Source organism: Sinimarinibacterium thermocellulolyticum, assembly GCF_040327995.1.
GTDB lineage: Bacteria > Pseudomonadota > Gammaproteobacteria > Nevskiales > Nevskiaceae > Solimonas > Solimonas thermocellulolyticum.
Window position 1 is genome coordinate 102,037 of record NZ_JBEPIJ010000005.1, and the last position, 26,453, is coordinate 128,489.

Genomic DNA, 26,453 nt, shown 5'->3' on the forward strand with positions numbered 1-26,453 from the left:
GATACGCGGATTCTAGGGAATCCGATGCGCGGTCGGCCTGAGGACAAATCCCGCATCGGGATGGGCGCGGCCCCGCGAGCCTCTATACTCGCCGGTTTCACCCGCCTGTCGTCGAGCGCGCCGTGAACAAGCCCCCTGCCGCCGAGCTGTTCGGTCATCCTCGCGGTCTTTACGTCTGCTTCTTCACCGAGATGTGGGAGCGCTTTTCCTTCTACGGTATGAAGGCGCTGCTGTTCCTGTATCTGACCAAGTACCACTTGTTCGGCGACGCGCCGAGCTACGACCTGCTCGGGGCCTATGGCGGCCTGGTCTACGCCGCGCCGGTGATCGGCGGCATGATCGCGGACCGCTATCTGGGCATGCGCAAGGCGGTAGTCCTGGGCGCAGTCCTGCTGTGCCTCGGGCATTTCGGGATGGCCTTCGAAGGGGAGCAGGCACGCTTTGTCGACGGCGGCGTCGTGCAGGACACCCGTGCGCTACAGGTGTTCTACCTGTCGCTGGCGCTGATCGTCACCGGCGTCGGCTTTCTCAAGCCGAACATCTCCAGCCTGGTCGGCAAGCTCTACGCCGACGATGATCCGCGCCGCGATTCGGGCTTCACGCTGTTCGTCGCCGGTATCAATCTCGGCGCGCTGTTCGCGAGCCTGGTCTGCGGCTATCTGGGCGAGACCTACGGCTGGAAGTACGGCTTCGGCGCCGCCGGCATCGGCATGCTGCTGGGTTTGGTGGTGTTCATCGCCGGCCAGAAGCATCTGCACGGTCACGCCGAGCCGCGCGATCCGGCCTGGCTGCGCGAGAAGCTGCTAGGTCCTCTGAACCGCGAATGGGGGATCTACCTCGGCGCCTTCGCAGGCGCGCTGGCGATCTGGCAACTGATTCAGCGGACCTGGACGGTCCATGGGGCGATGCACCTCGTGTTCGCCGCGTTCGTCGTCTGGTTCGCGTGGTTCTTGCTCAAGCAGTGCAGCGCCGCCGAGCGCGCGCGCATGCTGTCGCTGGTGGCGCTGATTCTGTGTGCCCTGGTGTTCTACACGCTCTACGAGCAGACCTATGGCTCCTGGGTCGCGTTCACCGACCGTCTGCTCGACAAGAACCTGCTCGGCCTGCAGATGACCGCCGGCTCGCTGACCTTTCTCGGTGCGTTATTCATCGTCGGCTTGTCGCCGCTGTTCGCCTGGCTGTGGCCGTGGCTGGCCAGACGCGGACTCAATCCGAGCACGCCGGTCAAAAGCGCGATCGGCCTGCTGTTCGCGGGTCTGGCCTTTGTGCCGATGCTCGCCGCGGCGCGGATCGGCGTCGACGGCGTGCTGGCCTCGGTGTGGTGGCTGGCGCTGGCTTACTTGCTGCTGGAGATTGGCGAGGTCTGTCTGTACCCGATCGGCCTGTCGGCGGTCAGCGAGCTGTCGGTCAAGCGCGTCGTCAGCGTGATGATGGGCGCGTGGTTTCTCGCCACCGCCTACTCGGAAGTGTTGGCGGCGGCCTTCGGCAAGCTGTCGGCGATCGAGCTCGCCGACGGCGAGGCGCTGGACCTGGTCGCCGCGTCGGCGAAGTACGCCGAGCTGTTCTGGCTACTGTTCTTCGTCGGTGTGGGCGCGTCAGCATTGACGCTGATCGCAACGCCGTTGATCCGCCGCGGCATGCAGGCCGCCGATCCGCAGCGCTGAGCGCTTCAGCCGCGGCGGCGGCGCAGCAGTCCGAAGCCGAGCAGCGCGCCGAGCAGCGGCAGGCCGAGGTTGCCGCCGCCCGAGCCACCCGACGCTGGGGCAGTCGGCGTCGGCGTGGGACTGGGTGTCGGTGTCGGCGTCGCGTTCGGATTCTTGCCGGCGACCTGACGCTGACCGGTGTTGGCCGGGTCGAGCCAGACTTTGAGCTGACCACTGGCCTGCGGTTTGGCCAGCCATTGACGATCCAGCCGTGCGTAGAAATCCGGAGCGTCCAGGTTGTTGCAGGACGCGGAACCGCCGGACAGCACGCCGACGATCTGGCGGTTCTGATTCCACAGCCCGGAACCGGAAGAACCTTGCTCGGTCGTGCCCTGGTTCCAGGTGACGCGCCAGGCCGGGATGCTGGGGCCGTTGGCCTCGATCGTGACGAAGTCCGCCGTCAACGCCCGGACGTATTCGCTGATCTTCTTGGCATCGCCCGAGGGGTGGTGAATACTCACGCCCGAACTGCCACCGGTGCCGCTGGCGTCCCAGCCGGCGTAGTAGACGTTGAACGCGGCGCTGGGCGGCTGCCGGAGCTCCAGCAGGGTCATATCCGTGTCCGGGTCGCGGGCGCGCAGCAGGGTCCCGGTCTGGTTCTGGTTATCGGGGGCGTCGAGGCGATTGCAGCCGCTGTTCTGGAAGTTCCAGTAGACGACCACGCCGCCGGCGTTGTCCGAGCGGATGCCGCAGTGATCGGCCGTGAGGATGTAGGGCGTGTCGTCCTGTGCGAGGTTGTTGATCAGGGTGCCGCTGCAGACGCCGACGAAGGCACCGGTCGGGATCTGCAGTTTGACCGTCGCGCGGATCTCGTCGCGCCAAGCGTTGCCCAGCGGGCAGGCGGTGTCGATGTTGCAGCTACCGGAGTCGCCCCGATCGCGGGCGTTCTTGAAGGCATGGCCGATGCTCGCGAGCGCGAGCTCGACCTGCGCGCGCTCTGCGGCATCTACCTGCAGTTCGATCACCGCGATGTCGCCGGGGACGGTCGCCGTCCACAGCTCCGGGATGCCGTTGTGTGCGGCGCCGAGATAGGGGCCCTGGACCGTGCGCCCCTGGGCGTCGTAGATCCACAGTCTGGCGCTCGACGGCAAGAAGAATCGATCGAAGCGCATCAAAAGCGCCCGGGCCTGGGCCGAAAACACGCGTGCGCGCCAGCGTGCGATCCCCGGCGCCGCCTCGTCCCAGACGCCGCCGTCGAGCGTCACCGGCAAATCGACGGTCACGGCGAAGATCGCAGGACCCGCGCCTTTGCGTGCCGGCGCCTGCGCGATGGCCTTGGCGACGGCCGCGGGCGGCGCCGCATGCAGCGGCACGGCGTCGAGATCGGCGAGTTCGGGCGTGAGCGCGGCGCATGCGCCGGACAGCCACAGTAGGGACAGGGCGAGCAGTAGACGGCGCATACACAGGCTCCGAATGAACCGAGGTGCAGTCTAGGGCGCGGGCGTACGAACGAGTGTGCGCCGTGTCTCGCGGCCGTATTGCCGACGGACGAGAAGCGGCATTATGCCGCGCGGCAGCGGGGCGCAAAGATGCGCCGGTTCTGGAAGGGCACGGCGCTCCCTTGAATGCCGTCGTGCCCGCCAAAATCCGGGTCTACCGGACTCTCTGCACGTCTACACCGGTCCGCGGTCCTGCACGAGCCGCGCCCGCGTTCAGACGGCGTCCGGCGGCGCTGCAGGGCCCACGAGGTGCACCGTGCGGCCGTCGGCCAGGCGCAGCGCATCATTGGCGTGACCGAGTTGCAGCACCAGGCTGGCGAGACTGCCGGCGCCCTCTGCATCGACGACGGCATCGACGATTTCACCGACGCTGGCACCATCGGCGCTGCGGACCTCGCTGCCGGGCGCCGGCGGGGATCCCTGCATACGCGCCACGAACAGACGACGCTTGACCTGGCCAAGATAATGGACGCGCGCGATGATCTCCTGGCCGGTGTAGCAGCCCTTGTCGAAGCCGATGCCGCCGAGCCGGTCGAGATTGGCGGTCTGCGGGATGAAATGATCCGCGGTGGCGGGGTAGACCGTGGGTACGCCGGCTTCGATGTCGGCGCGACGCCAGTGTGTGTAGTCCTGCAGCGGGCCGACGGCGGCGAGCAGAGGCGCCAGCGCCTCGGACGTGCCGTGGATGCTGTAGCGGGCCAGCGCGCCGAGACGGCGCACGATGGTGATGCCGCGCGGCGCATCGTGGGTACAGTCGAGCGGCGCATCCGGAACCGGCAGGCCCAGCGCGGCGAGTCGCGCGGCCGCATCGGCACCGATGAGACCGAATGCGCAAAGGCCGCCGTCCTCTTCGATCGTCACCTTGGCGCGCAGCACGAACATGCGCAGGCGCTTACAGGTCGGCGCGGCGATGTCGCGATGCAGTTCGAGCACGATGGCATCGTCGCGGCGCATGAGGTGCAGCACGGCGAGCATGCGGCCCTTGGCGCTGTTGTAGCTGCTGATCTGCGCGCGCATGTCGTCGAGCAGTCGCAGGTCGCTGCTCAGTTGTCCTTGCAGGAAGGACGTGCCGTCGGCGCCGCGCACCGTGGCATAGACGAGCTCATCGAGCTGTGCGGGAATACAGTCTTTCATTGCTGCAAGCGCACAAAGTTTGCCAAACTATTAAGGCTAAGCCAGACCCGACGTCAGCACATTTCCATCTCATGGCGATGTCCCCGGATTCCAGCGTCCAGCCCCCGTCACCGCAAACGGAGCCGCGTGCGCTCCCGCTCGCGGCGCTGTTGCGGCAGCAGCCGGCACGGCAGCCGGCGATCCCGGAGATCGGTGGACGCACCGACGGGCCGGAGCCGACACGCTACGGAGACTGGGAGAAAAACGGCCGCTGCATCGATTTTTGACGCAGCGCCTCGCGCCCGTACCGCATCCCCCTCACGTCCCGACGCAACACCCCAGGGAGCCGGAATGACCACCAAATCGCCTGCGGACAGTCGACCGCTGTCGCCGTTCATGCTCGGATCGTACTACCGGTTCCAGTGGACCTCGGTACTGTCCTTCGCGCATCGCCTCACCGGCCTTGGCCTGAGCCTGGGGTCGGCGCTGCTGGCAGTGTGGCTGATCGCGCTGGCCGGCGGCCCGCAGTGGTACGGCGCCGTCGCCGCGCATGTGCAGGCCTGGTACGGCCAGGTCCTGCTGTTCGCATGGACCTTTGCGCTGATGTACCACCTGTGCAACGGCATCCGCCATCTGTTCTGGGACATCGGTCGCGGCTTCGAGTTGAAGACTGCCCAGTACTCCGGCTATGCCGTCGTCGTGGTGTCGCTGCTGCTGACCGCCGCCGCCTGGGCGCTGGCCTGCTTCCGCTAAAAAGGGGACGATCATGAGTCTGCGTTCTCCGCTGTCCCGCGCACGTGGTCTGGGTTCCGCCAAGCACGGCGTGCATCACTTCTGGGTCCAGCGCGTCAGCGCCGTGGCGCTGATTCCGCTGGCGCTGTGGTTCGTCTTCTCCGTGGCGCTGCTCGCAGCCAAGGGCGGAAGCTTTGATGCGGTGCGCTACTGGGCCTCGTATCCGTCAGTGGCCGTGACCTTGGTGTTGTTCCTCGCGGCCGCGGCCTATCACTCGGCGCTCGGGGTGCAGGTGGTCATCGAGGACTACGTCGCCGGCGAGGGCTGGAAGATCGCCCTGCTCGTATTCTCGAAGTTCACGCACCTTTTGATCGCCGTCGCCGGCATTTTCGCCGTGCTCAAGCTCGCGCTCGCCTGACCCGACTCGGATAAACCATGGCTTACGACATCGTTCATCACGAATACGACGCGATCGTGGTCGGCGCCGGCGGCGCCGGTCTGCGGGCCACGCTGGGTCTGGCCGAGGCCGGGCTGAAGACCGCGAACGTCACCAAGCTGTTCCCCACGCGCTCGCACACGGTGGCCGCGCAGGGCGGCATCTCCGCCGCGCTCGGCAATATGGGCCGCGACGACTGGCGCTGGCATTTCTACGACACGGTGAAGGGCTCGGACTGGCTCGGCGATCAGGATGCGATCCAGTACATGACGCGCGAGGCCATCCCGGCGATCATCGAGCTGGAACACTACGGCGTGCCGTTTTCGCGCACGCCCGAAGGCAAGATCTACCAGCGTCCGTTCGGCGGCATGACCACCGAATTCGGCAAGGGTCCGCCGGCACAGCGCACCTGTGCCGCCGCCGACCGCACCGGCCACGCGATGCTGCACACGCTCTACCAGCAGTCGCTCAAGTGCAAGGCGCAGTTCTTCATCGAGTATTTCGCGCTCGATTTGTTGATGGACGACGACGGTTCCTGCAAAGGCGTGCTCGCCTGGGATCTCGCGACCGGCCAGTTGCATCGCTTCCGCGCGCACATGGTCATACTCGCCACCGGTGGCTATGGCCGTGCGTACTTCTCGGCCACCTCGGCTCATACTTGCACCGGTGACGGCGGCGGCATGGTGCTGCGCGCCGGCCTGCCGCTGCAGGATCTGGAGTTCGTGCAGTTCCATCCCACCGGCATCTACGGCTCGGGCTGCCTGATCACCGAAGGGGCGCGCGGCGAGGGCGGTTATCTCACCAACGGCAAGGGCGAGCGCTTCATGGAGCGCTACGCCCCCAGCGTCAAGGATCTGGCGCCGCGCGACATGGTTTCGCGAGCGATGGCCACCGAGATCCGCGAAGGCCGCGGCGTCGGTCCCGAGGCGGATCACATCCACCTGCATCTGGAGCATCTCGGCCCGGAGGTCTTGCATACGCGCCTGCCGGGCATTTCCGAGTCGGCCAAGATCTTCGCCGGCGTCGACGTCACCAAGGAGCCGATCCCGGTGGTGCCGACGGTGCACTACAACATGGGCGGCATCCCGACGCTGTGGACCGGCGAGGTGGTCACGCTCAAGAACGGCAATCCGGACAGCGTCGTGCCGGGCCTGATGGCGGTCGGCGAGGCGGCCTGCGTTTCGGTGCACGGCGCCAACCGCCTCGGCTCCAATTCTTTGCTCGACCTCGTGGTCTTCGGCCGCGCCGCGGCGATCCGTGCCGCCCAACTGGTCAAGCCGGGTCAGCCGCACAAGAAGATTTCCACTACTTCCGAGGACAGGGCGCTCGCGCGACTCGACCGATTCCGTCATGCCAAGGGCGGATCGCCGACGGCGAAGATCCGCCTCGATATGCAAAAGACCATGCAAAAGCACTGCGCGGTGTTCCGCGACGGTCCGCTGATGCAGGAGGGCATCGTCAAGCTCAAAGAGATCATCCGGGGTTTTCGCGACGATCTCGCCGTCGCCGACCGCTCGATGATCTGGAACTCCGACCTTGCCGAGACGCTTGAGCTGGACAACCTGCTCGGCCAGGCGCTGCTCACCATCGTCTGCGCCGAGAACCGCAAGGAATCGCGCGGCGCCCATGCGCGCGACGACATCAAGGAGCGCGACGACACGCACTGGCTCAAGCACACCATCGCCTGGCGCGTCGGTGACGAGGACGTGAAGATCGACTATCGCCCGGTGCACCTGCAGCCGCTGGACGACGAGGTCGAGCACATCCCGCCGGTCGCACGCAAATACTGATTGAAGACGGGAATCGGCAATGGGGGTTCGGAAAACGTCGCAGACGCACCTGCTCCCACGATCCTCGGTTCCCAGTTCCCGATTCCCGGAGTAAGCCATGGCCCAATTCACGCTCCCGCAGAACTCCAAGATCGACAAGAAGGCCGGCAAGACCTACAAGGCCCCGGCCGGCGCCAAGCAGGTCAAGACTTTCAAGGTCTACCGCTACGATCCGGACAGCGGCGCCAATCCGCGCATGGACACCTACGAGGTGGACATGTCGAGCTGCGGGCCGATGGTTCTCGACGCGCTGATCAAGATCAAAAACGAGATCGACGCGACGCTGACCTTCCGCCGCTCCTGTCGCGAGGGCATTTGCGGCTCCTGCGCGATGAACATCGACGGCACCAACACGCTGGCCTGCATCAAGCCCTGCGACGAGATCAAGGGCGAGGCGACGATCTATCCGCTGCCGCACATGCCGGTGATCAAGGACTTGGTACCGGATCTGACGCACTTTTACGCCCAGCTCGCCTCGATCGAACCCTGGCTCAAGACCGACTCGCCGGCGCCGACGCGCGAGCGCCTGCAGTCCGAGTCCGACCGCGCCAAGCTCGATGGGCTTTACGAGTGCATCCTCTGCGCCTGCTGCTCGACCTCGTGCCCGAGCTACTGGTGGAATGGCGACCGCTACCTTGGACCGGCGATCCTGCTGCAGGCCTACCGCTGGCTGGTCGACTCGCGCGACGAGGCCACCGGCGAGCGTCTGGATGCGCTCGAGGATCCGTTCAAGCTCTACCGCTGCCACACGATCATGAACTGCGCCAAGACCTGCCCCAAGGGTCTGAACCCGGCCAAGGCGATCGCCGGCATCAAGCAGATGATGGTCGAGCGCACGGTCTGAGTTGCGGTTTCGAGTTCGGCGTTTCCAGTTTCCGGTAGAGGCGAAAAGACACTGCATGGCGGCTTGTCCACCGGAACCTGGGAACGCGCGACTGGAAACAGCGATGTCCTCCGATGGACGGCTGCGCTGGCTCCTGCGCCGGGGCATGAAAGAGCTGGACGTGCTGATGGAGCGTTATCACGCGCAGTGCTACGGTGCCGCTGCGCCGGCGGAGCGAGCAGCCTTCCTGCAGCTGCTGACGCAGGCCGAGGATCCCGACATCTGGGCCTGGGTCATGGGCTACGCCACACCGCCGCCCGAATTCGTCGGCATCGTCGAAGCCTTGCGCGTCCACCGCTGATGCAGACCATCGATCTGTCGCTGCGCCCATCGATGCGGGCGCTGCGCGCAGTCTTCGTCCTGCACCTGTGCTGCCTGGGCCTTCTGGTTTGGGCGCAGCCGCCGACGCTGCCCTTGCTCGTGTTCGCCGCCGCGGTGGCCGGCTCGTGGCTATGGGTACGCCGCCATCCGGCGTTGGGATTCGGTCCGCGCGCGCTCGTGCGACTGGTCGCGCACGCCGACGGCGGCTTCAGCCTGTATCAAGCCGACGGCACTCGGCGGCAGGGGCGGCTGCTCGACGATGCCATCGTGCGTGGGCCGTGGCTCGTACTGCGGTTTGCTGCCGACGACGGCGCGCGCTCCGTGCGGTTGATCGGCGGCGATGAGCTGTCTGCGGACAACCTGCGTCGGCTGCGCGCCTGGCTGTCCGCGCCGACCGCGGCGGGCTGAGCCGTGGTCTCTTACGCCCGCCCTGGCAGTATGCTCGACCGTGCTTCGGGTAGCGGATCCGGATAATCCAGCGTGTAGTGCAGGCCGCGGCTCTCGCGGCGCGACAGCGCCGAGCGCACGATCAAGTCGGCGACGGTCACCAGATTGCGCAGTTCCACCAGGTCCGCGCTGATGCGGTAGTTTCCGTAGAACTCCTGGATCTCCTGCTGCAACAGCTCGACACGGTGGCGCGCGCGCGTAAGGCGCTTGGTGGTCCGCACGATGCCGACGTAATCCCACATGAAGGTGCGCAGCTCCAGCCAGTTGTGCGAGACCACGACGTCCTCGTCCGAATCGCGCACGCGGCTTTCGTCCCAGGGCCGCAGCGCTGCGGGGGCGCGCCGCCCGGGCAGCGTGGCGATCAGCTCCTGTGCCGCGGCCTCGGCGAAGACCAGACATTCGAGCAGCGAGTTCGAGGCCAGTCGGTTGGCGCCGTGCAAGCCGGTGCAGGCGACTTCGCCGATCGCATACAGACCCGCGATGTCGGTGCGCGCGGCGAGGTCGGTGACGACGCCGCCGCAAGTGAAATGCGCCGACGGCACGACCGGGATCGGCTCACGCGTGATGTCGATGCCGAGCTCGAGGCAGCGCGCGTGGATGCTGGGGAAGTGGCTGCGGATGAAGTCCGCCGGCTTGTGGGTGATGTCGAGCAGCACGTACTTGATGCCCAGGCGCTTCATCTCGTAGTCGATGGCACGGGCGACGATGTCGCGCGGTGCGAGTTCGGCGCGCGCGTCGAACCGCGGCATGAAACGCTCGCCCGCTGTGCCGTCGGCCTCGGGCAGGCGCAGCACCGCGCCTTCTCCGCGCAAGGCCTCGCTGATCAAAAAATTGCGAGCTTCGGGGTGATACAGGCAGGTGGGATGGAACTGCATGAATTCCATGTTGGCGATGCGGCAGCCGGCACGCCAGGCCATGGCGATGCCGTCGCCGGAGGCGCCGTGCGGGTTGCTCGAATACAGGTAGACCTGGTTGGCGCCACCGGTGGCGAGCACCACCGCACGTGCCGCGACCGCCTCGACGCTGCCGTGGTCGAGGTCGAGCAGGTAGGCGCCGAGCACCGAGCCGGCCCGGCGGTCGACGATCAGATCGACGGCGATCGCGTGCTCGCGTACGTGGATGAGCGGATGCGCCGCGGCGATGCCAGAGAGGGTCGTTTCGACCGCGCGGCCGGTGGCGTCGGCGGCGTGTACGACGCGGCGGTGACTGTGGCCACCTTCGCGCGTCAGGTGCAGGCCGTAGCCGCCGGCGTCGTCTTCGTCGCGGGTGAACTCCACGCCCTGATCGATCAGCCAGCGGATGCAGGCCGGGCCGCGTTCCACGGCAAAGCGCACGGCGCGCTCGTCGCAGAGCCCGGCACCAGCGATGAGCGTGTCGCGGACGTGATTCTCGAGCGAATCCTCGGCATCCAGCACGGCCGAGATACCGCCCTGTGCCCACAGCGTGCTGCCGCTCGTCAACGGTCCCTTGGAGACGACGGTGACGGCGACCCCGGCCTGGGCCAGGCGCAGCGCACAGGACAGGCCGGCGGCGCCGCTGCCGATGACCAGCACCTCGGTGGCATCCATTCTTTTGTATCCAGGGGTTGTTAGAATCCGTGGATTATTCGTGATCCGTGTCCGCCGCGGCTATCGGGGCGGGTACGGCTGCAGGGTGCCGTGGGGGATCGATGAGTCTCGCACAGCCGCGCGGCGCGCCGCGCCAGGGTCTTGAATGTCCGGCAACAACATCGACGAACAGCTCGTGGCGCGCGCGCAGCAGGGCGATCAGCGCGCGTTCGAGCTCTTGGTGCGCAAGTACCAGTACAAGATCGTGCAGCTGGTCGGGCGGCTGGTCGGCGAGGCGGAGGCCTCCGACGTGGCCCAGGAAACCTTCATCCGCGCTTGGCGCGCGCTGCCGGGTTTTCGCGGCCAGTCGGCCTTCTATACCTGGCTGTACCGCATCGGCATCAACACGGCGAAGAATCACATCGTCTCGCGTGGACGCCGACCGGCCGATCAGGACATCGACGTCGCCGAAGCCGAACTTTACGGGCACACCGAGCATCTAAGCGACGTGGATACGCCCGAGGCCGAGTTGCTGTCGGACGAGATCCGAGCGCGCGTGGCGACCACCATCGCCGGTTTGCCGCCCGATTTGCGCAAGGCGATCACATTGCGAGAACTCGAAGGGCTGTCGTACGAGGAGATTGCGGAAGTGATGGATTGTCCCATCGGCACCGTGCGATCGCGTATCTTCCGCGCACGCGAAGCGATCGATGCGGCGCTCAAGCCCCTTTTGGATTGAGCGCATGGCATCGGTTACGGTCATTCGTATGGCAGGTGCTTTTTGGCGCGTGGCGAGGCGCCTGATGAGGTTGCGGGTATAGATCATGGCCAAGGATTCTTTGTCTGCGCTGCTGGACGGTGAATGCAGCCCCGATGAACTCGACCGCATTCTCGACGAGATGCAGCGCTCCCCGGAGCTCAAGGCGACCTGGAGTCGCCTGTGCCTCGGCCGTGACGCCCGTGAGGGTGTGATCGTGCGCAAGGCGCAGCCCTGCATCTGCGCCGAGGTCATGCGTCGGCTCGACGCGCAGGACCCGGCGCCGCGGGCCAAGGTCGTGCCCCTGGTTGCAGCAGCGGCGCCGCGCCGGTGGACGCGCTGGAAGCCAGCGCTCGGGCTCGCCGCGGCGGCCTGTGTGGCCGCGGTGGCCGTGACCATTGGCGTGCAGGCGCCAAGCGATCCGGCGGCGGCGCCCGGCCTCGCCGAGCCGCAGCGCGCAATGCCAGTCGCCGCGCCGTCCAAGGGCGGACGCGCGGGCGCTCTGCAGGTGGTGTCGGCCGGGGCGGAAAATCTTCCGCAACAGGCGCTCAGCGACGAGCTGCGCCAGTACATGATCGAGCACAGCAGCGCGCTCGCCGATCGCGGCATGGGCGCCACGCTCTCGTATGCGCGTTTCGCCGCGCACAGCGCCGGCGACAGCGGTTTGCAGCCGGTGAGCTTTGGCGTTTCCGGAGAAAAGCCTTGAGCCGAATCGCCGGTCTTGCGCTGCTGCTCGCCGCCGGCGCGGCGCATGCCGAAGACCCGGCGAGCATGCTGGTGCGGGTCAGTGAGGCGGCCCGTGAGGTCAATTACGAAGGCGTCGTCGTCTATCAGGGTCAGAATCGACTCGAAACGCTCAAGGTCGTACACGGTTTTCGCGATGGCGTCGAACTCGAACGAGTGGAGGCGCTGACCGGCGCGCCGCGCGAGATCGTCAAGCGCGACGGCAAGGTGATCTGCCTTTTGCCGCGTGATCGCAAGTTCACGCTCGATCGGCCCACGCCCAAGGGCTTGTTCCCGACGCTGACGCCGGAGCGCGTCGCGCAGCTCGCAGCAGTCTACGACTTCAAAAGCATCGGCAGCGCGCGTATCGCCGGGCGCAGCTGCGAGGGCATGGCCATCACGCCGCGCGATGGCTTTCGCTACGGTTATCAGATCTGGGCCGACGCCCAGACGCATGTGCCGCTGAAGGTCAACCTCATCGCGCGCGACGGCCGCGTGCTCGAACAGATGATGTTCACCGAGGTGCGTTTCCCCGAGGAGATCGTCGATACGCGCTTCGACGAGGCGCTGGCCGAGTACGAGGAACGCAAGGCCGTGGCCGCCGCCGAGGCACAGCAGCGTCTGGAGCAGGCGCGTCAGGCCGGCTGGCGTTTCGGGCCGCTGCCACCGGGTTTTCGCGTGACCACGCGCAGCCTGCGCCAGACCGCCGACGGGCGCGGCATCGTCGAGCACGTGGTGCTGACCGACGGATTGACCGCGATATCGGTGTTCAGCACCCAGCGTCACGAGACCTCCGCACCGGTCCTGCAGGGTGAGTCACGCATGGGCGCGATGCACGCTTTCGGTCGGGTGATGGGACAGGTGCACATCACCGTCGTCGGCGAGGCGCCGGAAGAAACCGTGCGCCTGATCGGCGAGAGCGTGCAGTTCCCCGAGGGTGTGGTCCCCATCGACGCGCCGACGCTCGAGGACGCACCCCGGACCAGTCCTTGACGGCGCCCATGATCGAAGAGCGTGCCATCGTTGCACGGGTAGATGACCAGGGTAGCGTCTGGGTGCGTCCGTACGGTGTGGAGTCCTGTCCCAAGTGCGCGCGCGGTGAGGGCTGCGGCGGCGGCGTGCTGGCTCGGCTGCTCGGGCGCCGGCGCCCGGAAATTCGCGTCGGAGGGCGTCTCGACGGATTACGCGCGGGTGACGCCGTCGTCGTCGGGGTCGAGGAGTCGGCGCTGATGCTGGCCTCGCTGTGGGTCTATTTGGTGCCGCTGGCCGGCATGTTCCTGGCGGGCGCGTTCGCGCATCTGGCGTTGAAGGCGCATGACGTGCTGGTCGCCGCCTTCGGGCTCACCGGTCTCGTCGGAGGATTCGTCCTAACTCACTGGGCGGGTCGGCGGGCCGAGACGGTGTCCCGCTACCTGCCCGTGCTCGTGCGTCGCTTGCCCGAGGCCCGTGCCGACTGTCCGCGAGCCGGCTGAGGCACGACGCCAGCGGTTTGAATTTCTGCGCCGAATCCATTGAAATTCGCCCCACCCGGCGTTCCGCCGTGCCGGTTGGAGCGGTTATGCAGCGTGTCGTCCGCCTGGCGCGGCGCTCGATCCCACTGGTTCTTCTCGGTCTGGTCGCCTGCGAGCGCAGCGCCCCCACCATGCCCGGGGGCTACCCCGATTTCGCCGACCTGGTCGAGCGTGTGTCCCCGGCCGTCGTGAACATCAGCACGGTTGCGTCGGAAGCGGCCGCGACCGACGGTGCGCAGGTGCCGCTGCAGCCGGAATCCTTCGAGGATGCCCCCGAGTGGCTGCGGCGCTTCTTCGACCAGCATCCCGAGCCGCTCGCTCCGGAGGCTGACACGCCGGACGCGTATCCGCCGCCGCAGCAGTCGCTGGGCTCGGGCTTCATCCTCTCCGAGGACGGCTACATCCTGACCAACTACCACGTGGTCCGCGGGGCGCGTGAGGTCATCGTGCGCCTGCTCGACCGCCGGCAGTTCGTGGCCGAGTTGATCGGAAGCGACGAGGCGAGCGATCTGGCGCTGTTGCGCATCGATGCCAGTGACCTGCCGGTGGCGCGTCTGGCCAAGGACTCCGGGAATTTGCGGCCCGGGCAGTGGGTGCTGGCCATCGGCTCACCTTTCGGCTTCGACTACTCGGTGACCGCCGGCATCGTTTCCGCCAAGGGGCGGGCGCTGGCCACCGAGCAGTACGTGCCCTTCATCCAGACCGACGTCGCGATCAACCCCGGCAACTCCGGCGGGCCGCTGTTCAACCTCGCCGGCGAGGTCGTCGGCGTGAACTCGCAGATTTATTCTCAGTCCGGCGGCTATCAGGGTGTTTCGTTCTCGATTCCGATCGACGTCGCAGCGAAGGTTGCTCGGCAGTTGCGCGAGACCGGCACGGTGACGCGCGGCTGGCTCGGCGTGGTCGTGCAGGAGGTCGACCGCAACCTGGCCCAGCAGTTCGGGATCGACAAGCCCGAAGGCGCGCTGATCGCACGCGTGTTGCCCGAGAGTCCGGCTGCACGTGCCGGTCTGCGTGAGGGCGATGTGATCCTGCGCTACAACGGTGAGCCGCTGCCGAGCTCATCGAGCCTACCGCACCTGGTCGGCGTGACCGATCCGGGCGAGATTGCGACGCTCGAAGTGATCCGCGGCGGTCGGCGATTACGGGTGGATGTTGCCGTCGGTACCCTGCGCGCCGAACCATTGGCGCAGGATGGTCCTGCGGCGCCGGCCCCGATGCCCGCTGCGCGCACTCGGCTCGGACTCGAACTGCGGGCACTGACAGCCGAGGAGCGCCGCGACGCGCAGGTGATGCACGGTGGTCTCATGGTGGTCGCGGTGACCGATGGTCCGGCGGCTCGCGCCGGCGTGCGCCCCGGGGACGTGCTGCTGCAGATCGGCGGTCAGCGGGTGGACAGTCTCGAACGCTTCGCCGAAGTCACCGAGCGCCTGATCCCGGGTCAGACCGTCGCCGTGCTGGTGCAGCGCCGCGGCGCGCCGCTATTTCTGGCACTGGACGTGCCGGTCTCTGCCCGCGACTAAGAGCCTGTGAATCTTTCAGGCTCTCAGGCCGGCCAGGGATGGCCGGACGCGCATCCGGTCCGCAAGGGCTCGATGCATGGGAGCAAGTCCGGGCCTGTACCGGACTTGCGACAGAAGAAATGCACAGGACGTGCATTTCTTCACGGACTCTGAGTTCGCGCATGCGCAGGCTGCTGCTGCTTGGCCGTCCGGACTGCCACTTGTGCGAGGCTTTCGAGCAGGCATTGCGCGAAGGTCCGCTCCCCGACGGCTGCGTCGTCGATCATGCCTGCGTCGATGATCGCGGGGAGTGGCGCATGCGTTACGGACGGCGGATTCCAGTGCTGCTCGACGAGGACGGCCGAGTGCTGGCCGAGGGCGTGTTCGATCCAGCCGCGCTGAGTGCTGGCATGCGCCCCTGAGCCGGTATACTGCGCCGGTTTTGTTCAGCCCCGGTTGCGCACGAACTCTTCCGGGCGCAGATCCTTCGAGAACCCTTCAGCCCCGTGCGTCAGGACCACATCCGTAATTTCTGCATCATCGCCCATATCGATCACGGCAAGTCGACGCTCGCGGACCGTTTCATCCAGCTCACCGGCGGACTCGAACAGCGCGAGATGACCGATCAGGTGCTCGACAGCAATCCGATCGAGCGCGAGCGCGGCATCACGATCAAGGCGCAGGCGGTGCAGCTGCACTACCGTGCGCGCAACGGCGAGCTCTACCAATTCAACCTGATCGACACGCCGGGGCATGTGGACTTTTCCTACGAAGTGTCGCGCTCGCTGGCGGCCTGCGAAGGCGCACTGCTGGTGGTCGACGCCTCGCAGGGCGTCGAGGCGCAGTCGGTGGCGAACTGCTACACGGCGATCGAGCAGAACCTCGAAGTGCTGACGGTGCTCAATAAGATCGACCTGCAGAACGCCGAGCCCGAGCGCGTCTGTGACGAAATCGAGCAGATCATCGGCGTGCCCGCGGCCGATGCACTGCGCGTGTCGGCCAAGACTGGCCTGAATGTGCCGGAAGTCCTCGAAGCCGTGGTCCACAAGCTACCGCCGCCCAAGGGCGATCCGCAGGCGCGGCTGCAGGCGCTGATCATCGACTCCTGGTTCGACAACTACCTGGGCGTGGTGTCGCTGGTGCGTATCGTCAACGGTCCTGGTCTGGCCAAGGGCGACAAGATCCGCGTGATGTCGACGGGGCGCGACCACGAGATCACGATGCTCGGCGTCCATACGCCAAAGCGCGTGTTCAAAGACCGCCTCGAATGCGGCGAAGTCGGTTTCATCGTCGCCGGGATCAAGGACATCTTCGGTGCACCGGTCGGTGACACGCTCACGCTCGCGAGCAAGCCTTGCGCGGCGCCGCTGCCAGGGTTCCGTCAGGTGCAGCCGCGCGTGTTCGCCGGCATGTTCCCGGTGGATGCCGACGATTTCGAGGACTTTCGCGAATCGCTGCAGAAGCTGCGCCTGAACGACTCGGCCTTGCAGTTCGAGCCGGAGAGCTCGTCCGCGCTGGGCTTCGGCTTTCGCATCGGTTTTCTCGGCATGCTGCACATGGACATCGTGCAGGAGCGCCTGGAACGTGAATACCACCTCAATCTGATCACCACGGCGCCGTCGGTGGTCTACGAAGTACTGCGCACGGACGGCGCGGTGATCAAGATCGACAATCCCGCCAAGCTTCCAGATCCGGGTTCGATCGAGGAGATCCGCGAGCCGATCATCGATGCCCGCATCCTGATGCCGCCGGACTACGTTGGTCCGGTGATGCAGCTGTGTATGGAAAAGCGCGGTGTGCAGAAGAACCTGCGCTATCTGGGATCGCAGGTGCAGCTCGAGGTCGAGATGCCGCTGGCCGAGGTCGTGCTCGACTTCTTCGACCGACTCAAGAGCGCCTCGCGCGGTTTTGCTTCGTTCGAGTACGAGTTCGTGCGCTTCCAGGCCAGCGACCTGGTCAAGCTCGACGTGCTGGTCAACGGCGATCGTGTCGATGCGCTGGCGACGATCGTGCATCGCGATGCGGCCTATCCGCGCGGACGAGATTTGTGCGAGCGCATGCAGGAAGTGATCCACCGCCAGATGTTCGACATCGCGATCCAGGCGGCGATCGGCTCGAAGATCATCGCGCGCACGACGGTCAAAGCCTTGCGCAAAGACGTCACTGCCAAGTGTTACGGTGGCGACGTCAGCCGCAAGCGCAAGCTGCTGGAGAAGCAGAAAGAGGGCAAGAAGCGTATGAAGGCCGTGGGCAATGTCGAAATCCCGCAGGAAGCCTTCCTCGCAGTGCTCGGCGTCGATCGCAAAAAGTAGCTCGGGGGCCTCCTGTGTCGGACTTTCACATCGATTTTGCGGTCATTCTCACGGCGCTGACGATCGTCACCGGCGTCGTCTGGGCGCTGGACAAGTGGTACTTGGCGCGACGACGCGAGCAGATCGTCGGTGCGCCCAAGCCGGGCGCCTTCGTCGATTTCTGCCGTTCGTTCTTCCCGGTGATCTTCATCGTGCTGATCGTGCGATCGTTCATCGTCGAGCCGTTTCGCATCCCGTCAGGCTCGATGATCCCAACCTTACTGGTCGGCGATTTCATCCTCGTCAACAAGTTCAGCTACGGCCTGCGCGATCCGGTGATGCACACCAAGTTCATCGGTGGCGGCGAGCCGCAGCGCGGCGACATCGTCGTGTTCCGCTGGCCGCTCGATCCGAGCAAAGACTTCATCAAGCGCGTCGTCGGCCTGCCGGGGGACCGCGTCGTCTATCGCGACAAGCGTCTCTACATCAATGGCGAGCCGATGCCGCTGGAGCCCGACGGTGTTTATACTGCGCCGGAATGGTCGCCGGCTGCGGTCGCCTATCGCTTCCGCGAGAATCTCGACGGTGTCGAGCATCACGTGAAGATCGATCCGAGCCGTCCAGCCGACGATTTCGAAGTCCTCGTTCCCCAAGGAGAGTACTTCATGATGGGCGACAACCGTGACGGGTCCGATGACAGCCGACGTTGGGGGACGGTGCCGGAGCGCAACCTGGTGGGCAAGGCCTTTTTCATCTGGATGTCGTGGGACGCGGCCGATCCGGGTATCCGCTTTGCGCGTATCGGTACCTCGATCCGGTAATCGCTGACAGCAAAGGGCAAACATGCGAATGCGGAGTCGTCAAAGGGGCTTGGGTTGGTTCGGGCTGCTGTTCGTGCTCGGCGTGATCGCGTTCACCGCGATCGTCGTGGTCAAATGCCTGCCGATCTACCTGAACCAGATGAAGGTGGCGAGCTCGGTCAGCAAGGTTGCTGCCGATCCTGAAAACGGTCGCGCCGAACTGCACGATCTGCGCCGTGATCTGCAGCGCTACTGGGACATCGAGGACATCAAGTATCTCGAGCCGCGCGACATCAAGGTCAAGCGCACTGCGAGCGGCCGCTTTCTGAGCTATGCCTACGAGGCGCGCGAGCGGCTGTTCTACAACATCTCGATCGTCATCGAGTTTGCGGATGACGTACCGCTGTCCAACATCCAGTCTTGATCGACCCGCTGGACCATCTACAACAGCGACTCGACCACCGTTTCGCTGACGTGGCGCTGCTGGAGCGCGCGCTGTCCCATCGCAGCCTTGGCACGCGCAACAACGAGCGGCTCGAGTTTCTCGGGGATGCGCTGGTGAACTTCGTGATCGCCGGTGCGTTGTATGAGATTCGGCCGGCCGCGGAAGAGGGCGCCCTGTCACGCTTGCGCGCGAGCTTGGTACGCGAGGCTTCGCTGGCGCGCCTCGCGCGTGATCTCGATCTGGGTTCGGTGATACGCCTGGGTGAGAGCGAGCTCAAGTCCGGCGGCTTTCGGCGCGAGTCGATCCTCGCCGATGCCTTCGAGGCCGTGCTCGGCGCCGTCTACCTCGACGGCGGCTTCGAGGTCGCGCAGCGCGTCGTGCGCCGCCTGTTCGCACCGCTTCTGGCGCAGTTGCCGGACGCCGAATCGTTGAAAGATCCGAAGACGCGGCTGCAGGAGTGGCTGCAAGCGCGTTCGCGGCCGCTGCCGCGCTATGAGGTGCTGGCCGAGGATGGACCTGCGCATGCGCGCCGGTTTTCGGTGCGCTGCAGTCTTCCCGATGACGACGGTAGCGGTTGCATTGCCGAGGCCGGCAGTCGCCGCGTCGCCGAACAACAGGCCGCCGCCACCGTGCTGGCGATGCTGGAGGCGCGCGATCATGCGTAGCGGTATCGTCACCATCACGGGTCGACCCAACGTTGGAAAATCGTCGCTGCTGAACGCCCTGGTCGGGCGCAAAGTCAGCATCGTCTCGCACAAGCCGCAGACCACGCGGCATCGTATCCAGGGCGTGCTGCACGTCGGTGACGATCAAATCGTCTTCGTCGATACCCCGGGCCTGCATCGTCTGCAAAAGCGCGCGCTGAACCGCGCGATGAACGAGGCCGCGGCCGGGGCCCTGCACGATGTCGATCTGGTGCTGTTCGTGATCGAGGCAGGACGCTGGACCGCGGAGGATCAGGCCGTGTTCGATCGCTTGGCGACGCGTGACGTGCCCGTCGCCCTGATCGTCAACAAGGTCGACCGCATCAAAGACCGCAGTGTCTTGCTGCCGGAGCTGCAGAGACTCTCGGCGATGCGCGACTATCGCTTCATCGTGCCGGTGTCCGCGGTCAAGCGCGACAACCTCGATGCCCTGCGCGACGAGATTCTCAAGGCGCTGCCCGAGGGCCCCCCGCTGTATCCGCCCGGTCAGGTGGTCGCGCACGACGACGCCTTCACCGTCGCCGAAGTGATCCGCGAGAAGCTGATCCGCACGCTGCATCAGGAGCTGCCGTACGCGCTCACCGTCGAGGTCGAGCACTACGAGCGCGAAGGCGGACTCGACCGTGTCAGCGCCATCGTCTGGGTCGAACGCGATGGCCAAAAGAAGATCGTCATCGGCGAGAACGGCGAGACGCTGAAGAAGGTCGGTACTGCAGCGCGGCGCGAGCTGGAGCGCAGCCTCGGCCGCCGCTTGTTCCTGCGGCTGTGGTGCAAGGTGCGCGAGAACTGGAGCGACGATCCCAAGGCCTTGCGCCGCTTCGGCCTATCCGGAGATGACTGAGCGGCGTTTCGTTTGGCGATGAGCCGTCGCACGATCGAACTCGAACCGGCGTTCGTGCTGGCGCAGCGACCCTATCGCGACAGCAGTCGCTTGCTCGAAATGTTGACACTACACCATGGGCGCGTGGGCCTGGTGGCGCGCGGTGTGCGCGCCCGCAGATCGCACCTCGGCGCCGCCTTGCAGAGTTTCACGCCCCTGTTGGTGTCGTGGCAGGCGACCGGCGAGCTCGGCACTTTGCGCGCGGCGGAGGCGCGTGGCCCTGCGATCCCTTTGTCCGGCGAGCGCATCTTCTACGGCTGGTATCTGAACGAACTGCTCTTGCGCCTGTTGCAGCGCGACGACCCGCATCCGCGGCTTTACGCGCTCTACGAGACTCTGCTGCCGCAACTGGCCGGGGCCGCAGACGAGGCCGAGATCGCCCTGCGCGTGTTCGAGAAGCGCCTGCTCGCCGATCTGGGCTATGCGCTTCATCTGCCAGACTGGCTCGACGCAGGGGGGCGATATCGCTATGACGCGCTCAGCGGTCCGGTCGAGGATCGAGTGGGTGTGGCGGGCTCCAGTCTGATCGCCCTGCGCGAGGAGCGCTTCGACTCTGCGCAAACACTGCGCGATGCGCGTAGCGTGCTGCGTGCGGCGCTGCGCGTGCATCTGGGCGATCGTGAGCTCGCGACGGCGCGCCTTTTGCGTGAGCTGCGCCGCCGGCAGTGACGCACGCCGCGGTGTGCGCGCTTCGGCTATCTTCACGCTCCCGCCGCTTCGCTCCTGCCCGCCGATGCCGTCCTCGCCCGCTGTCGCTTCCGCAATCAGACTTGGCGTCAACGTCGATCACGTCGCCACCGTGCGCCAGGCGCGCGGCACCGACTACCCCGATCCGGTCGAAGCAGGCCTTTTGGCCGCCGCCGCCGGCGCCGACAGCATCACCATCCATCTGCGCGAGGACCGGCGCCACATCCAGGAACACGATGTGCGTCGGCTCAAGGCGCGCTGCCCGGTACCGATCAATCTGGAGATGGCGATCACCGAGGAGATGCTCGCGTTCGCCTGCCGCATCAAGCCGCGCTACGCCTGCCTGGTGCCGGAGCGGCGTCGCGAGCTGACCACCGAGGGCGGACTCGACGTCGCCGGCCAGCGCCGTGCGGTGACCGCGGCCTGCGCGCGGCTGGCGCGCGCCGGCATCCAAACGGCGCTGTTCATCGATCCCGATCCGAAGCAGCTCGACGCCGCGATCGCCAGTGGCGCACCGCATATCGAGATCCACACCGGTCGCTATGCCGAGCTGCGCGGTCGCCGGCAGCAGACCGAACTCGCGCGCATCGCGCGTTTCGCCCGCGACGCCCAGCAGGCAGGGCTCGAGGTGCATGCCGGTCATGGCCTGCATCTGGACAACGTTGGTGCGGTGGCGCGCATCGAGCCGATCGTCGAGCTCAACATCGGTCACAGCATCGTCGCGCGTGCGCTGTTCGTCGGCCTGCCGGCGGCGGTCGCGGAGATGCGACGCACGATGATCGGCGCGCGGCTCGGCCTGGCATGAGCGCGATTCACGGCGTCGGTGTCGACATCCTGCGCATCGAGCGCATGGACAAGGCACTCGCGCGCCACGGCGAGCGGCTGCTGACGCGCATGCTCGGCGAGGCCGAGTTGCGCGAGGTGCGCCGGCGCGGGAACACTGCGCGTGCGCTGGCGATGTGCTTCGCGGCGAAAGAGGCCTTCGTCAAGGCGCTGGGCACGGGCTTTTCCGGTATACGCTGGCGCGATGTCGGCGTCGTGCGCGCCGCCAACGGGCGCCCGCAGATGGTGTTCAGCGATGCGATGCAGGCACGGCTCGATCGCGAGGGGATCGGCGCCGTGCACGTCTCGCTCAGCGACGACGGCGGCCTGGTCTGCGCCTGCGTCGTGCTCGAACGCCGCTCAGCCTGAAACCGGCACCTGCGGAATGCGTTCGCGTACCAGACGCCGGCGCTCCTCGGCCTCGGCGACCGTGGCGATCTCTTCGATCAGTGTGCGCGTCAGATGCGGCGCGAAGATCTCGATGAAGTCGTGCATGTAGCCGCGCAGGAACAGGCCGCGACGAAAGCCGATGTGCGTGGTGCTCGCTTCGAACAAATGGTCGGCCGGCAGGCGCACCAGGTCGCGATCGACGCGTTCGTCATAAGCCATCCCGGCGACGATGCCGATACCCAGGCCCAGGCGCACGTAGGTCTTGATCACGTCGGCGTCGACGGCAGTGAGCACCACATCGGGCTTGAGGCCATGCGCAGCGAATGCCTGATCGAGCTTCGAGCGCCCGGTGAAGCCGAAGGTGTAAGTGATGATCGGATACTTGGCGATGTCAGCCAATTGCAGCCGCTTGATCTGCGCGAGCGGATGCTCCGGCTGGACCAGCACGCAGCGGTTCCAGCGGTAGCAGGGCAGCATCACCAGACTATCGAAGTGGTGCAGCGCTTCGGTCGCGATCGCGAAATCGGCCTGGCCGTCGGCAGCCATCTTCGCGATCTGTGGCGGTGAGCCCTGGTGCAGGTGCAGGGTGACCTTGGGATACCGCTTGCGAAAGGCATGGATCACCGGTGGCAGCGCGTAGCGCGCCTGGGTGTGGGTGGTGGCGATCGAAAGATCGCCGCGGTCGCTGTGGCGGAATTCCTCGGCGATACGCTCGATGTTCTCGACCTCGCCGAGCAGGCGCCGCGTGTATTCGAGGATGCGCTGGCCGGCCGGGGTGATCTCCGACAGGTGCTTGCCGCTGCGCACGAAGATGTCGACGCCGAGCTCCTCTTCGAGCAAGCGGATCTGTTTGCTGACGCCGGGCTGGGAGGTGAACAGCGCCTCGGCAGCGGCGGTGACGTTCAGACCGCGTTGGGCGACCTCGTAGATGTAGCGGAGCTGGCGGAGCTTCATGGCGGCGAGTCGTGGGGCGGCAGCAGAGCGGTGGCAGAATAGCCGCTCCGCAGCCGCAACGCTGCATCGTCATCCCACCCGTATCCGCCGATGAGCGAACCGGTCTGGCCCTACTACCCGCTGTTTCTCAAGCTCCAGGGTCAGCGCGTGCTGCTGGTCGGCGGCGGCGAAGTCGCCTTGCGCAAGCTGCGTCTGCTGCAGCGTGCCGGTGCGCGTGTCGAAATCGTCGCTGCGGCGCTGACGCCCGAGATCGGCCTGATCTGCGAGACCGGCAAAGCCGTCCATGTCGCGGCCGCGTTCGACGAAGCGCAGTTACGCGGCTGCCGCCTGGCCATCGCCGCGACCGACGATCGCGCGCTCAACGCGCGCGTCGCCGCCGCTGCCGAGGCCGCCGGCGTGCCGGTGAACGTCGTCGACGATGCCGAGCTGAGCCGCTTCATCACGCCGGCGATCGTCGATCGCGCTCCGCTGATGGTCGCGATCTCCAGTGGCGGCGCGGCGCCGGTTTTGGCACGGCGTCTGCGTGAGCGCATCGAGACCTGGCTGCCCGCGACTTACGGCCGCCTGGCGGATTTCATGCGGCGGCGTCGCGATGCGGTGCGCGGCGCGACGGCGCAGGGCGAGCCGCGCGGCATCTGGGAACGCTTCCTCGACAGCCCGGCGGCCGAGCGCGTCCTGGCGGGCGATGAGGCGGCAGCCGAAGCCGGGTTAAGGGCCTTGATCGACGCGCGCCCGCAGGTGGGCGAGGTCTACCTGGTGGGCGCTGGTCCGGGTGATCCGGATCTGTTGACCTTCAAGGCACTGCGTCTGATGCAGCAGTGCGATGTCGTGCTGCACGACCGTTTGATCGCGCCGCAGGTGCTGGAACTCGTGCGGCGCGACGCGCGGCGGCTGTTCGTCGGCAAGGCACGCAGCCAGCACGCGGTACCGCAGGAGCAGATCAACGCCGAGTTGGTGCGCCTTGCGCAGCAGGGCCTGCGCGTGCTGCGGCTCAAGGGCGGCGATCCCTTCATCTTCGGTCGCGGCGGCGAGGAGATCGACACCTTGATGGCGCACGGCATCCCGTTCCAGGTCGTGCCCGGCATCACCGCGGCGAGCGGCTGTGCCGCCTACGCTGGCATTCCTCTGACCCATCGCGACTACGCGCAGTCGTGCATCTTCGTCACCGGCCATGCGCGCAAGGACGGCACGCTGGATCTGCACTGGGACCAACTCGCACGGCGCGGGCAGACCGTGGTCGTCTACATGGGCTTGCACACGCTGCCGGCGCTATGCGCCGAACTGATCCAACATGGGCTGCCGGCAGACTGGCCGGCCGCGATGGTCGAGGAGGGCACGTCGCCCCACCAGCGCGTCGTCGTCGGCACGCTGGATGATCTGCCGCAGCGGGTCCAGGCGGCCGGCTTCAAAGGCGCGAGCCTCTTGATCGTCGGCGAGGTCGTGCGTCTGCGCGGTCATCTGCGCTGGCACGTCGAGGCGGCGCACGTCGCCCCGCGCTGACGCCGTCGGCCTTTTGCACCGTGATGCGGCGGTGCACGGCTGCGCCGGGCAAGGCGTGCCCGCGGGGCGAGCGCCGTACGCCGCAATCGCCGTTGGAGCCGGCGCCGCGGGGTCAGTGCGCGCGGCGCAGCGCCGTGCGATCAGGCCAGGTGCTGGCTGCTCGGCCGGTCGAGATCGCGCGAACGCAAGCGCTTGGCGATCGCGCGCTGGATGCCGGCGGTGTCGAGCCCGCACTGCGCGAGCAGTTCTTCCCGAGTCCCGTGCTCGACGAAATGGTCGGGTAGGCCGAGGTTGAGGACCGGCACCGTGTGATGCTGGGCGACGAGCACCTCGTTGACCGCCGAGCCGGCGCCGCCCAGGCGCACATTGTCCTCGAGCGTGACCAGCAGATCGTTCTCGTTGGCGAGTTCGAGAATCAGCTCGGCGTCGAGCGGCTTGACGAAGCGCATGTCGGCGACCACGGCATCGAAGATCTCGGCGGCCTCGAGCGCCGGCTGCACCATCGTGCCGAAGGCGAGAAGCGCGACGCGCGGCCGACGGCGGCCATGGGCTTCGCGCAGGATGCGGCCCTTGCCGAGCGGCAGCGGCCGAGCCTCGGCATCGAGGGCGACGCCGCGTCCGTGGCCGCGCGGATAACGCACGGCGCTGGGCTGTTGCAGCGCAAGACCCGTGGCCAGCATACGCCGGCATTCGTTTTCGTCGGACGGCGCCATCACCACCATGTTCGGGATGCAGCGCAAGAAGGAGAAGTCGAAGGCGCCGTGGTGGGTCGCGCCGTCGGCGCCGACCAGCCCGCCGCGGTCGAGGGCGAACAGCACCGGCAGGTTCTGGATCGCGACGTCGTGGATCAGTTGATCGTAGCCGCGCTGCAGGAACGTGGAATAGATCGCACACACCGGCTTCAAGCCTTCGCATGCCAGCCCGGCAGCGAGGGTGACGGCGTGCTGCTCGGCGATGCCGACGTCGAAGTACCGCGTCGGGAAGCGCTGCGCGTACTCGACCAGTCCCGAGCCCTCGCGCATCGCCGGCGTGATGGCGACGACCCTGGGATCGGCGGCGGCCGCCTCGCACAGCCACTGACCGAAGACCTGGGTATAGCTCGGCGCGCCCGCTGGCTTGCCGCGCGCGAAGGCGCCGGTGACCGGGTCGAACTGGGTGACGCCGTGGTATTTGATCGGATCGAGTTCGGCCGGCTCGAAGCCCTTGCCCTTGACCGTGACCACGTGCAGCAACTGCGGCCCTTTGGCGTCCTTGAGGCGCTCCAGTGCGGCGCCGAGGGCATCGAGGTCGTGCCCGTCGATCGGGCCGTGGTAGTCGAAGCCCAGCGTCCGGAACATCGCGCCGGGTTCGTCCAGGTGGGCCGGATGGGAATCGTGCTCCGCCGGGCGGCGCCGGTGTGGTGCCTCGATGCCGAGCTTTGCCAGCAGGCGCGCGGAATGGTCGCGCATCGCGCCCACGTTCTCGGAAATCGACATGTCGTTGTCGTTGTAGATCACGAGCATGTCGAGCTTGAGGTGACCGGCGTGGTTGAGCGCCTCGTAGGCCATGCCCGCCGTCATGCCGCCGTCGCCGATCACCGCGACGACACGGCGTCGCTCGTGCTTCACGCGCGCGGCGGCGGCCATGCCGGCGGCGGCGGAGATCGACGTCGACGAGTGGCCGACGCCGAAGGTGTCGTACTCACTCTCGGCGCGATGGCAGAACGGTGCCAGCCCGCCGAGGCGGCGGATGGTTTCGAGCCGCGCGCGCCGCCCGGTGAGCATCTTGTGCGGGTAGGCCTGGTGGCCGACGTCCCAGACCAGGCGGTCGTGCGGCGTGTCGAAGGCGCGGTGCAGCGCGATCGACAGCTCGACGGTGCCGAGATTGGCGGCGAAGTGTCCGCCGATCCGGCCGAGCGTTTCGATCAGATAGCGGCGTATCTCGACCGCGAGCGCCGGCAGGTCGCTCGCCGGCAATCGGCGCAAGTCCTCTGGCGCATTGACGCGTCCGAGCAGGGCGTATCCGGGAATGTCGGTCATGAGGTCAAAGTATGCGCCT

At 66.9% G+C, this 26,453-nt stretch carries 28 protein-coding genes; 23 read left to right on the forward strand and 5 right to left on the reverse strand.

What is annotated here, in order from left to right:
- Window positions 1-122 precede the first annotated feature (122 nt).
- A complete protein-coding gene (locus tag ABSH63_RS06125) occupies window positions 123-1,664 on the forward strand; it encodes a peptide MFS transporter (RefSeq protein WP_352888344.1) in 1,542 nt (513 codons plus the stop codon).
- 5 nt (window positions 1,665-1,669) lie between these two features.
- On the opposite strand, the gene ABSH63_RS06130 is transcribed toward ABSH63_RS06125, so the two are convergent.
- Window positions 1,670-3,103: a trypsin-like serine peptidase gene (locus tag ABSH63_RS06130; protein ID WP_352888345.1), complete on the reverse strand. Its 1,434-nt coding sequence runs from the start codon at window positions 3,101-3,103 to the stop codon at window positions 1,670-1,672.
- A 252-nt stretch (window positions 3,104-3,355) separates the two neighbouring features.
- Window positions 3,356-4,276, reverse strand: a complete 921-nt coding sequence (gene ygfZ / locus ABSH63_RS06135) for a CAF17-like 4Fe-4S cluster assembly/insertion protein YgfZ (RefSeq protein WP_352888346.1) — start codon at window positions 4,274-4,276, stop codon at window positions 3,356-3,358.
- 77 nt (window positions 4,277-4,353) lie between these two features.
- Here ygfZ and ABSH63_RS06140 point away from each other — a divergent pair, with 77 nt between their 5' ends.
- The 7 genes from ABSH63_RS06140 to ABSH63_RS06170 all read left to right on the forward strand — a co-directional run bounded on the left by ABSH63_RS06140 (window position 4,354) and on the right by ABSH63_RS06170 (window position 8,864).
- Window positions 4,354-4,542 (forward strand): DUF1674 domain-containing protein, encoded by a 189-nt coding sequence (locus tag ABSH63_RS06140; RefSeq protein WP_434223254.1) that lies wholly within the window; start codon window positions 4,354-4,356, stop codon window positions 4,540-4,542.
- Window positions 4,543-4,606: 64 nt separating this feature from the next.
- Complete coding sequence (sdhC, locus tag ABSH63_RS06145; RefSeq protein ID WP_352888349.1) at window positions 4,607-5,008, forward strand: succinate dehydrogenase, cytochrome b556 subunit; 402 nt, start codon at window positions 4,607-4,609, stop codon at window positions 5,006-5,008.
- A gap of 13 nt (window positions 5,009-5,021) precedes the next feature.
- Window positions 5,022-5,405, forward strand: coding sequence for a succinate dehydrogenase, hydrophobic membrane anchor protein (sdhD, locus tag ABSH63_RS06150; protein WP_352888350.1), 384 nt, complete (start codon window positions 5,022-5,024; stop codon window positions 5,403-5,405).
- 17 nt (window positions 5,406-5,422) lie between these two features.
- A complete protein-coding gene (sdhA, locus tag ABSH63_RS06155) occupies window positions 5,423-7,213 on the forward strand; it encodes a succinate dehydrogenase flavoprotein subunit (RefSeq protein WP_352888351.1) in 1,791 nt (596 codons plus the stop codon).
- Between the two features lie 97 nt (window positions 7,214-7,310).
- Window positions 7,311-8,096, forward strand: coding sequence for a succinate dehydrogenase iron-sulfur subunit (locus tag ABSH63_RS06160; RefSeq protein ID WP_352888352.1), 786 nt, complete (start codon window positions 7,311-7,313; stop codon window positions 8,094-8,096).
- A gap of 103 nt (window positions 8,097-8,199) precedes the next feature.
- The gene (locus ABSH63_RS06165; RefSeq protein ID WP_352888353.1) at window positions 8,200-8,436 is read left to right on the forward strand and encodes an FAD assembly factor SdhE; all 237 of its coding nucleotides are present in this window, start codon (window positions 8,200-8,202) and stop codon (window positions 8,434-8,436) included.
- Window positions 8,436-8,864, forward strand: coding sequence for a protein YgfX (locus ABSH63_RS06170; protein WP_352888355.1), 429 nt, complete (start codon window positions 8,436-8,438; stop codon window positions 8,862-8,864). The genes ABSH63_RS06165 and ABSH63_RS06170 overlap by 1 nt, the downstream gene beginning before the upstream one ends.
- 11 nt (window positions 8,865-8,875) lie before the next feature.
- On the opposite strand, the gene nadB is transcribed toward ABSH63_RS06170, so the two are convergent.
- Window positions 8,876-10,471, reverse strand: a complete 1,596-nt coding sequence (gene nadB, locus ABSH63_RS06175; protein ID WP_352888357.1) for an L-aspartate oxidase — start codon at window positions 10,469-10,471, stop codon at window positions 8,876-8,878.
- Window positions 10,472-10,616: 145 nt separating this feature from the next.
- Between nadB and rpoE the strand changes: the two genes are divergently transcribed.
- The 14 genes from rpoE to acpS all read left to right on the forward strand — a co-directional run bounded on the left by rpoE (window position 10,617) and on the right by acpS (window position 21,941).
- Entirely contained in the window at window positions 10,617-11,189 is a 573-nt protein-coding gene (gene rpoE, locus ABSH63_RS06180) for an RNA polymerase sigma factor RpoE (protein WP_352888358.1), read from the forward strand.
- A gap of 85 nt (window positions 11,190-11,274) precedes the next feature.
- Entirely contained in the window at window positions 11,275-11,913 is a 639-nt protein-coding gene (locus tag ABSH63_RS06185) for a sigma-E factor negative regulatory protein (protein ID WP_352888360.1), read from the forward strand.
- A complete protein-coding gene (locus ABSH63_RS06190) occupies window positions 11,910-12,923 on the forward strand; it encodes a MucB/RseB C-terminal domain-containing protein (protein WP_352888361.1) in 1,014 nt (337 codons plus the stop codon). Before ABSH63_RS06185 ends, ABSH63_RS06190 begins: the two co-directional genes overlap by 4 nt.
- Window positions 12,924-12,931: 8 nt before the next feature.
- Window positions 12,932-13,402 carry a SoxR reducing system RseC family protein gene (locus ABSH63_RS06195; protein WP_352888363.1) on the forward strand — a complete coding sequence of 157 codons (471 nt, stop codon included), beginning with the start codon at window positions 12,932-12,934 and terminating at the stop codon, window positions 13,400-13,402.
- Between the two features lie 86 nt (window positions 13,403-13,488).
- Window positions 13,489-14,964, forward strand: coding sequence for a Do family serine endopeptidase (locus ABSH63_RS06200; RefSeq protein WP_352888364.1), 1,476 nt, complete (start codon window positions 13,489-13,491; stop codon window positions 14,962-14,964).
- A gap of 161 nt (window positions 14,965-15,125) precedes the next feature.
- A complete protein-coding gene (locus tag ABSH63_RS06205; protein WP_352888365.1) occupies window positions 15,126-15,365 on the forward strand; it encodes a glutaredoxin family protein in 240 nt (79 codons plus the stop codon).
- A gap of 84 nt (window positions 15,366-15,449) precedes the next feature.
- Entirely contained in the window at window positions 15,450-17,255 is a 1,806-nt protein-coding gene (gene lepA / locus ABSH63_RS06210; RefSeq protein ID WP_352888367.1) for a translation elongation factor 4, read from the forward strand.
- A gap of 14 nt (window positions 17,256-17,269) precedes the next feature.
- Window positions 17,270-18,055 (forward strand): signal peptidase I, encoded by a 786-nt coding sequence (gene lepB / locus ABSH63_RS06215; RefSeq protein ID WP_352888368.1) that lies wholly within the window; start codon window positions 17,270-17,272, stop codon window positions 18,053-18,055.
- A 49-nt stretch (window positions 18,056-18,104) separates the two neighbouring features.
- The gene (locus tag ABSH63_RS06220) at window positions 18,105-18,458 is read left to right on the forward strand and encodes a DUF4845 domain-containing protein (RefSeq protein WP_352888369.1); all 354 of its coding nucleotides are present in this window, start codon (window positions 18,105-18,107) and stop codon (window positions 18,456-18,458) included.
- Window positions 18,455-19,144: a ribonuclease III gene (rnc, locus tag ABSH63_RS06225; RefSeq protein ID WP_352888370.1), complete on the forward strand. Its 690-nt coding sequence runs from the start codon at window positions 18,455-18,457 to the stop codon at window positions 19,142-19,144. Before ABSH63_RS06220 ends, rnc begins: the two co-directional genes overlap by 4 nt.
- Window positions 19,137-20,024 carry a GTPase Era gene (gene era / locus ABSH63_RS06230; protein WP_352888371.1) on the forward strand — a complete coding sequence of 296 codons (888 nt, stop codon included), beginning with the start codon at window positions 19,137-19,139 and terminating at the stop codon, window positions 20,022-20,024. The genes rnc and era overlap by 8 nt, the downstream gene beginning before the upstream one ends.
- Window positions 20,025-20,042: 18 nt before the next feature.
- Window positions 20,043-20,732: a DNA repair protein RecO gene (gene recO / locus ABSH63_RS06235; RefSeq protein WP_352888372.1), complete on the forward strand. Its 690-nt coding sequence runs from the start codon at window positions 20,043-20,045 to the stop codon at window positions 20,730-20,732.
- Between the two features lie 64 nt (window positions 20,733-20,796).
- Window positions 20,797-21,555 (forward strand): pyridoxine 5'-phosphate synthase, encoded by a 759-nt coding sequence (pdxJ, locus tag ABSH63_RS06240; protein ID WP_352888373.1) that lies wholly within the window; start codon window positions 20,797-20,799, stop codon window positions 21,553-21,555.
- Window positions 21,552-21,941 (forward strand): holo-ACP synthase, encoded by a 390-nt coding sequence (gene acpS / locus ABSH63_RS06245; RefSeq protein ID WP_352888375.1) that lies wholly within the window; start codon window positions 21,552-21,554, stop codon window positions 21,939-21,941. The genes pdxJ and acpS overlap by 4 nt, the downstream gene beginning before the upstream one ends.
- Here the strand turns inward: acpS and cysB are convergent.
- On the reverse strand, window positions 21,933-22,916 hold the full coding sequence (gene cysB, locus ABSH63_RS06250; RefSeq protein WP_352888377.1) for an HTH-type transcriptional regulator CysB: 984 nt from the start codon (window positions 22,914-22,916) through the stop codon (window positions 21,933-21,935). The genes acpS and cysB overlap by 9 nt on opposite strands.
- Before the next feature lie 90 nt (window positions 22,917-23,006).
- On the opposite strand from cysB, the gene cysG reads away from it, so the two are divergent.
- The gene (gene cysG, locus ABSH63_RS06255; protein WP_352888379.1) at window positions 23,007-24,416 is read left to right on the forward strand and encodes a siroheme synthase CysG; all 1,410 of its coding nucleotides are present in this window, start codon (window positions 23,007-23,009) and stop codon (window positions 24,414-24,416) included.
- Window positions 24,417-24,556: 140 nt separating this feature from the next.
- Here cysG and dxs read toward each other — a convergent pair whose 3' ends face one another.
- Window positions 24,557-26,434, reverse strand: coding sequence for a 1-deoxy-D-xylulose-5-phosphate synthase (gene dxs, locus ABSH63_RS06260; protein ID WP_352888381.1), 1,878 nt, complete (start codon window positions 26,432-26,434; stop codon window positions 24,557-24,559).
- Window positions 26,435-26,453: the final 19 nt, after the last annotated feature.

Bases quoted from the DNA above. Each gene is read 5' to 3' on its own strand.
- ABSH63_RS06130 (WP_352888345.1), bottom strand. From the start codon at position 3,103: ATGCGCCGTCTACTGCTCGCCCTGTCCCTACTGTGGCTGTCCGGCGCA.
- ygfZ (WP_352888346.1), bottom strand. From the start codon at position 4,276: ATGAAAGACTGTATTCCCGCACAGCTCGATGAGCTCGTCTATGCCACG.
- ABSH63_RS06140 (WP_434223254.1), top strand. From the start codon at position 4,354: ATGTCCCCGGATTCCAGCGTCCAGCCCCCGTCACCGCAAACGGAGCCG.
- sdhC (WP_352888349.1), top strand. From the start codon at position 4,607: ATGACCACCAAATCGCCTGCGGACAGTCGACCGCTGTCGCCGTTCATG.
- sdhD (WP_352888350.1), top strand. From the start codon at position 5,022: ATGAGTCTGCGTTCTCCGCTGTCCCGCGCACGTGGTCTGGGTTCCGCC.
- sdhA (WP_352888351.1), top strand. From the start codon at position 5,423: ATGGCTTACGACATCGTTCATCACGAATACGACGCGATCGTGGTCGGC.
- ABSH63_RS06160 (WP_352888352.1), top strand. From the start codon at position 7,311: ATGGCCCAATTCACGCTCCCGCAGAACTCCAAGATCGACAAGAAGGCC.
- ABSH63_RS06165 (WP_352888353.1), top strand. From the start codon at position 8,200: ATGTCCTCCGATGGACGGCTGCGCTGGCTCCTGCGCCGGGGCATGAAA.
- ABSH63_RS06170 (WP_352888355.1), top strand. From the start codon at position 8,436: ATGCAGACCATCGATCTGTCGCTGCGCCCATCGATGCGGGCGCTGCGC.
- nadB (WP_352888357.1), bottom strand. From the start codon at position 10,471: ATGGATGCCACCGAGGTGCTGGTCATCGGCAGCGGCGCCGCCGGCCTG.
- rpoE (WP_352888358.1), top strand. From the start codon at position 10,617: ATGTCCGGCAACAACATCGACGAACAGCTCGTGGCGCGCGCGCAGCAG.
- ABSH63_RS06185 (WP_352888360.1), top strand. From the start codon at position 11,275: ATGGCCAAGGATTCTTTGTCTGCGCTGCTGGACGGTGAATGCAGCCCC.
- ABSH63_RS06195 (WP_352888363.1), top strand. From the start codon at position 12,932: ATGATCGAAGAGCGTGCCATCGTTGCACGGGTAGATGACCAGGGTAGC.
- ABSH63_RS06200 (WP_352888364.1), top strand. From the start codon at position 13,489: ATGCAGCGTGTCGTCCGCCTGGCGCGGCGCTCGATCCCACTGGTTCTT.
- ABSH63_RS06205 (WP_352888365.1), top strand. From the start codon at position 15,126: ATGCGCAGGCTGCTGCTGCTTGGCCGTCCGGACTGCCACTTGTGCGAG.
- era (WP_352888371.1), top strand. From the start codon at position 19,137: ATGCGTAGCGGTATCGTCACCATCACGGGTCGACCCAACGTTGGAAAA.
- recO (WP_352888372.1), top strand. From the start codon at position 20,043: ATGAGCCGTCGCACGATCGAACTCGAACCGGCGTTCGTGCTGGCGCAG.
- pdxJ (WP_352888373.1), top strand. From the start codon at position 20,797: ATGCCGTCCTCGCCCGCTGTCGCTTCCGCAATCAGACTTGGCGTCAAC.
- acpS (WP_352888375.1), top strand. From the start codon at position 21,552: ATGAGCGCGATTCACGGCGTCGGTGTCGACATCCTGCGCATCGAGCGC.
- cysB (WP_352888377.1), bottom strand. From the start codon at position 22,916: ATGAAGCTCCGCCAGCTCCGCTACATCTACGAGGTCGCCCAACGCGGT.
- cysG (WP_352888379.1), top strand. From the start codon at position 23,007: ATGAGCGAACCGGTCTGGCCCTACTACCCGCTGTTTCTCAAGCTCCAG.
- dxs (WP_352888381.1), bottom strand. From the start codon at position 26,434: ATGACCGACATTCCCGGATACGCCCTGCTCGGACGCGTCAATGCGCCA.